General features: G+C 65.0%; 4 protein-coding genes. 1 reads left to right on the forward strand and 3 read right to left on the reverse strand.

Features of this window, described 5'->3' with window-relative positions; all coding sequences use genetic code 11:
* Positions 1–41 precede the first annotated feature (41 nt).
* The 3 genes from HX803_RS31805 to HX803_RS31815 are packed head-to-tail and all read right to left on the reverse strand — an operon-like array spanning position 42 to position 4,081.
* The gene (locus tag HX803_RS31805) at positions 42–1,442 is read right to left on the reverse strand and encodes an efflux transporter outer membrane subunit (protein ID WP_178926031.1); all 1,401 of its coding nucleotides are present in this window, start codon (positions 1,440–1,442) and stop codon (positions 42–44) included.
* A gap of 1 nt (position 1,443) precedes the next feature.
* Positions 1,444–2,997 (reverse strand): MDR family MFS transporter, encoded by a 1,554-nt coding sequence (locus HX803_RS31810; protein ID WP_178926032.1) that lies wholly within the window; start codon positions 2,995–2,997, stop codon positions 1,444–1,446.
* Positions 2,987–4,081 carry an HlyD family secretion protein gene (locus tag HX803_RS31815; RefSeq protein ID WP_259174508.1) on the reverse strand — a complete coding sequence of 365 codons (1,095 nt, stop codon included), beginning with the start codon at positions 4,079–4,081 and terminating at the stop codon, positions 2,987–2,989. The genes HX803_RS31810 and HX803_RS31815 overlap by 11 nt, the downstream gene beginning before the upstream one ends.
* A 135-nt stretch (positions 4,082–4,216) precedes the next feature.
* Here HX803_RS31815 and HX803_RS31820 point away from each other — a divergent pair, with 135 nt between their 5' ends.
* Entirely contained in the window at positions 4,217–5,131 is a 915-nt protein-coding gene (locus HX803_RS31820; protein WP_178926033.1) for a LysR family transcriptional regulator, read from the forward strand.
* Positions 5,132–5,164: the final 33 nt, after the last annotated feature.

Here is a 5,164-nt window from a genome sequence, read left to right on the forward strand (position 1 = left end):
CTGACACACCGCCGCGCGGGGCAAGCCCGCTCACTACAGTCTCAGGCATGACCACCGCCCAGGACCAGGAACAGGTTGACGGTCTCCTGGTACCTGTTTCCACGGGCTTGCACCCACCTCAGTTGCGCCAGTTGTTGAGTGCGCTGGGCCTGCACCACTTGCAGCAGGCCAGCGCTGCCCACGTGATACGCCTGTTGGGTCAGGCGCAGCGCAGCAGTCGCCGAGTCGAGGGCCTGTTGCTCGGCACGTGCCTCATCCGCGGCGTTTTGCAGGCCGTGGAGGCTGACGGCGACCTGCTGGAACGCACGCAACACCGTCTGCTGATACGCCGCAAATGCGCCCTGATAGGCGTCTTCGGCCGCCCGTTGGCGCGCCGATAACGTGCCGCCATGGAACACCGGGCCGGCCAGCCCGCCGAGCAGGTTCCAGGCAGAGCTGGCGGGGCCGGAAAACAAGGCTTCGTCACTCAGGCTGGCGCTCAGGGTCAGGTGCGGGTACAGGTCTGCCGTGGTCACCCCGACCCAGGCGTTGGCCGCCTGCAAACGGGCCTCGGCAGCCCGGATATCCGGGCGCAGGCGCACCAGCTCGGAAGGGACGGCCACCGGGACATGCTCGGGCAGTTGGAGGGAGGCCAAGTCAAAGTCCGGTGCGGTCCAGCGCGTTTCGGTGGCACCGACCAGTGTGGTCAACGCGCCGCGATTGACCGCCAACGTCTGGGCCAGCACCGGCAGGCGTGCGCGGTCTCGGTCGAGCTGGCTTTGCGCCAAACTCACATCCAGGGTTGAAGCCACGCCAGCCTTGGCCGCCTGTTTCACGCGGTCGAGGGTCTGCTGATCGGCCTCGATCACCGAAGTGATGGCCTGCACCTGCCCGTTCAGCATGGCCATGCGCAGCGCGGCGCCCACGCTGTTGCCGGCGACTTCCAGGCGCGCTGCTTTCAGTGCCTGTTGTTCTACCTGCACATTGGCCGAGGCCATTTCCACTTGACGCCGCTCGCCGCCGAACAGGTCCAGGTCATAGGTCGCGCTCAGCCCGCCGCCATAGGCCGAGAACAACGGGAAGTCTTCGGCCTGTGGCCCGAACGCCGTGGCGCCGACCTTGGTCCGACCCGCACTGGCGCCGGCATCGACCTGCGGTAATCGCCCACCGTCGGCCATCGCCACGCCTTCCCGGGCTTTGGCCAGGTTGGCGCGGGCGATCACCAGCGATCCGTTCTGCGCCAGGGCGCGGTCGACGGTGCGGTTGAGGTCGGGGGAGCCCAGCAAGGTCCACCAATCTTCACGCAGCGCTTGGCCTTCATTGAGTTGCGCTTCCTGCCGAGGATCGGCGAGGTAGTGTTGCTCTTCGGGTGGCTGGGGCGCCGAGTAATCCGGGCCGACCGTGCAGCCGGCCAGCGCCAGGCTTAACAGCAACAGGGTGAAGGGTGTGAAGGAAGTATTCATGTCAGTGCGCCTCGCCGGTGTTGCCGGTTCTGGTTTTTTTCAGCAAAAGCACGGCGAGGAAAGCAAGCCCCAACAACGCACTCTGCAAAATGATGGTGTCGCTGAACGCGAGGATCGACGCCTCGCGGCGGATCAACCGGCCCACCTCGACGATGGCCTGGTGCCGCGCCAGTTCCGGGTCGCTGATGCCGCGCGCAAGAAACCACTGGGTCAACGCATCGAGCCGTTGTCGGGTGGCGTCATTGAGCAACGACACCTGCGGGGTGATCACGTCGGAGTGGTACTTGCCGCTGTTGCTCATGAAGGTCTGCAACACCGCAATGCCGATGGCGCCGCCGAGGTTGCGGGTCATATTGAACAGCGCGGCGGCGGAGCCTGCGTGTTCGCGCTCGATCCCCGCCACGGCGATGGCCGACAGTGGCGTCATCACCAGCACCTGGCCCAGGGCGCGGATCAGGCTGGAGGCGATGAACTGCGGGCCGGCAAAACTCATCGACAGGTGGGTGGCCAGCAAGCTGCCGCCGATCAGGATCAGGTACCCCACCGCCACCAGCTTGCGCGGGTCGAAACGCCGCATCAGCGCGGGCACCAGCGGCAGCATCAGCAATTGCGGGATGCCGATCCAGATCAGCACATAGCCAACCTGCTCGGAGTTGTAGCCATGGATACGCGCCAGGTACAGCGGAATGATGTACACCCAGGTGTACATCGACAGGCCAAAGAAGAAGTTGGCCATGGTGCCCAGGCCGAAGTTGCGCCGCGCCAGCAGGCGCAATTGCAGCAGCGGATTGCGCCGACGCAGTTGCACGCACACAAACACGCTCAGGGCCACCGCTGCGATCACACTCAGGCGCACGATAAAGGGCGAGCCGAACCAGTCGTCTTTCTCGCCCTCCTCCAGCACCGTTTCCAGGCAACCCAGGCCAATCGCAATGCTGAGGATGCCCCACCAGTCACCCGTGCGCAGCAGGTGCAACTGGCGCGGTTCGGCGTCCAGGGCAAACCACAACAGGCCGAGCATGATCGAGCCGGGCAGCAGGTTGACGTAGAAGATCGACTGCCAGCCGAAGGTCTGGTTGAAGTAGCCGCCGATCACCGGCCCGATGGAGGGGGCGAAGATCGCCGAGACCGAATAGATCGACAGGCCGATCGCATGCTTGGACGGCGGCAGGCGCGTCATGATGATGGAGAACGCCAAGGGAATCAGCACGCCCCCGGCGAAGCCCTGCATGGCCCGCACCACGATCATCTGCCCGAGGTTTTTGGTAAAGGCGCAGGCCACGGTGAGGATCAGGAACAGCACGGTGTTGGTCAGCAAGTACGTGCGCGTCGAGAACACCCGCGCCAGCCAGCCGCTCATGGGGATCACGATGATTTCGGCGACCAAGTAGGCGGTGGTGATCCAGCCGCCTTCATCCGAGCCGGCACCGATGGCGCCCTGGATATCGCTCAGGGACGAGCTGACTATCTGGATATTGAGGATCGCCAGGAACGCGCCGAGCGCGGCGCCGACCACCGCCACCCAGGTGCGCAGGCTCACAGGATCATGGTTCATGGCGTGGCGCCCGGGTATCGATGGCGGCGGTCACGGACATGCCGGGACGCAGGCGCCCAGCCAGTTCACCCGCGTCGTTGAACAGGATTTTCACCGGGATCCGCTGCACGATCTTGGTGAAGTTGCCCGTGGCATTGTCCGGTGGCAGCAAGCTGAATTCCGCGCCGCTGGCCGGGGCCAGGGTGTCGACGGTGGCGCTTAGATCATGGTCGGGAAAGGTGTCGACACTGACCCGCACCGACTCGCCGGGGTGCACATTGAGCAACTGGGTCTCCTTGAAGTTGGCGACCACATACACCTGTGCCAGGGGCACCAGCGCCATCAACTGGGTGCCCGGCTGGACGAATTGCCCGGTGCGCACGCTGCGCGCCGCGACGGTGCCATCCACCGGCGCCACCACGCGGGTGTAGCTCAGGTTCAGTTCGGCCTGGTTACGCTGGGCTTGGGCAGCGTCCCGGCGCGCCACTGCACGCTCTCGCTGGCGGGCAAGAACATCCACGTGCTGGCGGGCACTCAGCGCAGCAGCCTGCAACCCCTCCAGGTTGGCGGTCTGCGCCTTGGCGTCGGTAGCGGCGTTATCGGCCTGTTCGTTGGAACCAAAGCCGACCCGGGCCATTGCCTGGCGTCGCGTGTCGTTGCGCCGCGACAGGCTCAACGTCGCCGAGGCAGCCGCCACGCGGGCGTCGGCCTGGCGAATCATCGACGCCTGCGCGACCACCTGGGCGTCCAGTTGCGCAACGGCCGCCGTTGCCGCCGTGACGTTGGCACGGGCGTCGTCGAGGGCGTTGCGCAGGTCGCGGTCGTCAATGGTCGCCAGCAGTTGGCCAGCCTTGACCGGCTGGTTGTCGTTGACCGGCAGCGCACTGATGTAACCGCCGACCTTGGGCGCGATCACGGTGGAATCGGCCTTGATGTAGGCGTCGTCGGTGCTTTCGATAAAGCGCCCATTGCGCCAGTAATGAAACCCTTGAAGCAGCACCAGGACGATGATTACAAAGGCGACCAGAAACAGCGCAAGGCGCGCCCATTGTTTGCGCCCAGTGGAAACAGAAGTGTCTTCGGAGTGAGAATTGAGATGGCTCACGGTGAGGCTCGCTAGATGAACAGAATCGGGCTCAAGGCTTTGCTAAGAGCGGGTTGGTGGCAGTCTGATGAGCACGCGAGCGGCTGAATAGCCGTTAAAAAATCAAGGCATCCTTGCAAAAATAGGAAGGAAGGTATGGCGGACGAGATCAGTGACCTGCGGTTGTTCGTGCGCATCGTGGCGGCGGGCAGCCTGTCGGAGGCGGCGCGGCGCCTGCACAGTTCGCTGCCTGCCGTGAGCCGGCGCCTGGCGGGGCTGGAAAGCCGCCTGGGGGTGCGGTTGATCAACCGGGGTTCACGGCATTTCAGCCTGACGGAAGAAGGCGCGCTGCTGCATGAGCGCGGGCTGTTCATTCTCGACGAGCTGGACGCGGCGGTGGCCGAAGTGGGCACACGGCTGGAGACGCCCCACGGGCATATCCGCGTAGGTGCGCCCCTGGAAATCGGCCGACGGCGAATTGCACCGCTGATTGCCGAGTTTTCCAGACGCTACCCGCGTATCACCGTAGAACTGCTGCTCTCCGATTCACCCGCCGACGTAGCGGGTGACGACTTGGATGTAGGCCTGTTGACCGACAACCCCAGCGACACCGGCATGGTCAGCCGCCGCCTGCTGTCCAGCCGCCGCGTAGTGTGCGCGTCACCTGACTACCTGGCGCAGCACGGCACGCCGCAGACGCCCCAGGACCTGCTGCACCACGACTGCCTGCGCCTGGTGCGTGGCCGGCGTATCTTTGATCGCTGGACCTTCCAGGAAAACGGCCATGGGCTGGAGGTGCAGATCAAGGGCACCCTGCTCAGCAACAACGCCGAGGTGATCCATGATTGGGCGGTGGGCGGCAGCGGCATAGTGCTCAAGGCGTTGTGGGATATTCAGGACGACCTGCGCGACGGTCGCCTGATTGCCCTGCTGGAGCCTTATGCCAACGACTACCTGTTTCTCAACGCCGTGTTCCCCAGCCGCCGCCACCTGCCGCCACGGGTACGGGTGTTTCTTGATTTTCTGGCGGATGCGCTACAGCAACAGGATGCCAACCCCGAGGGCTTGTAGTGAGCGGGCTTGCCCCGCGCCGCGGTGTGTCAG

Source organism: Pseudomonas sp. P7548 (genome assembly GCF_013386585.1).
GTDB lineage: Bacteria > Pseudomonadota > Gammaproteobacteria > Pseudomonadales > Pseudomonadaceae > Aquipseudomonas.

Bases quoted from the DNA above. Each gene is read 5' to 3' on its own strand.
- HX803_RS31805 (WP_178926031.1), bottom strand. From the start codon at position 1,442: ATGAATACTTCCTTCACACCCTTCACCCTGTTGCTGTTAAGCCTGGCG.
- HX803_RS31810 (WP_178926032.1), bottom strand. From the start codon at position 2,997: ATGAACCATGATCCTGTGAGCCTGCGCACCTGGGTGGCGGTGGTCGGC.
- HX803_RS31820 (WP_178926033.1), top strand. From the start codon at position 4,217: ATGGCGGACGAGATCAGTGACCTGCGGTTGTTCGTGCGCATCGTGGCG.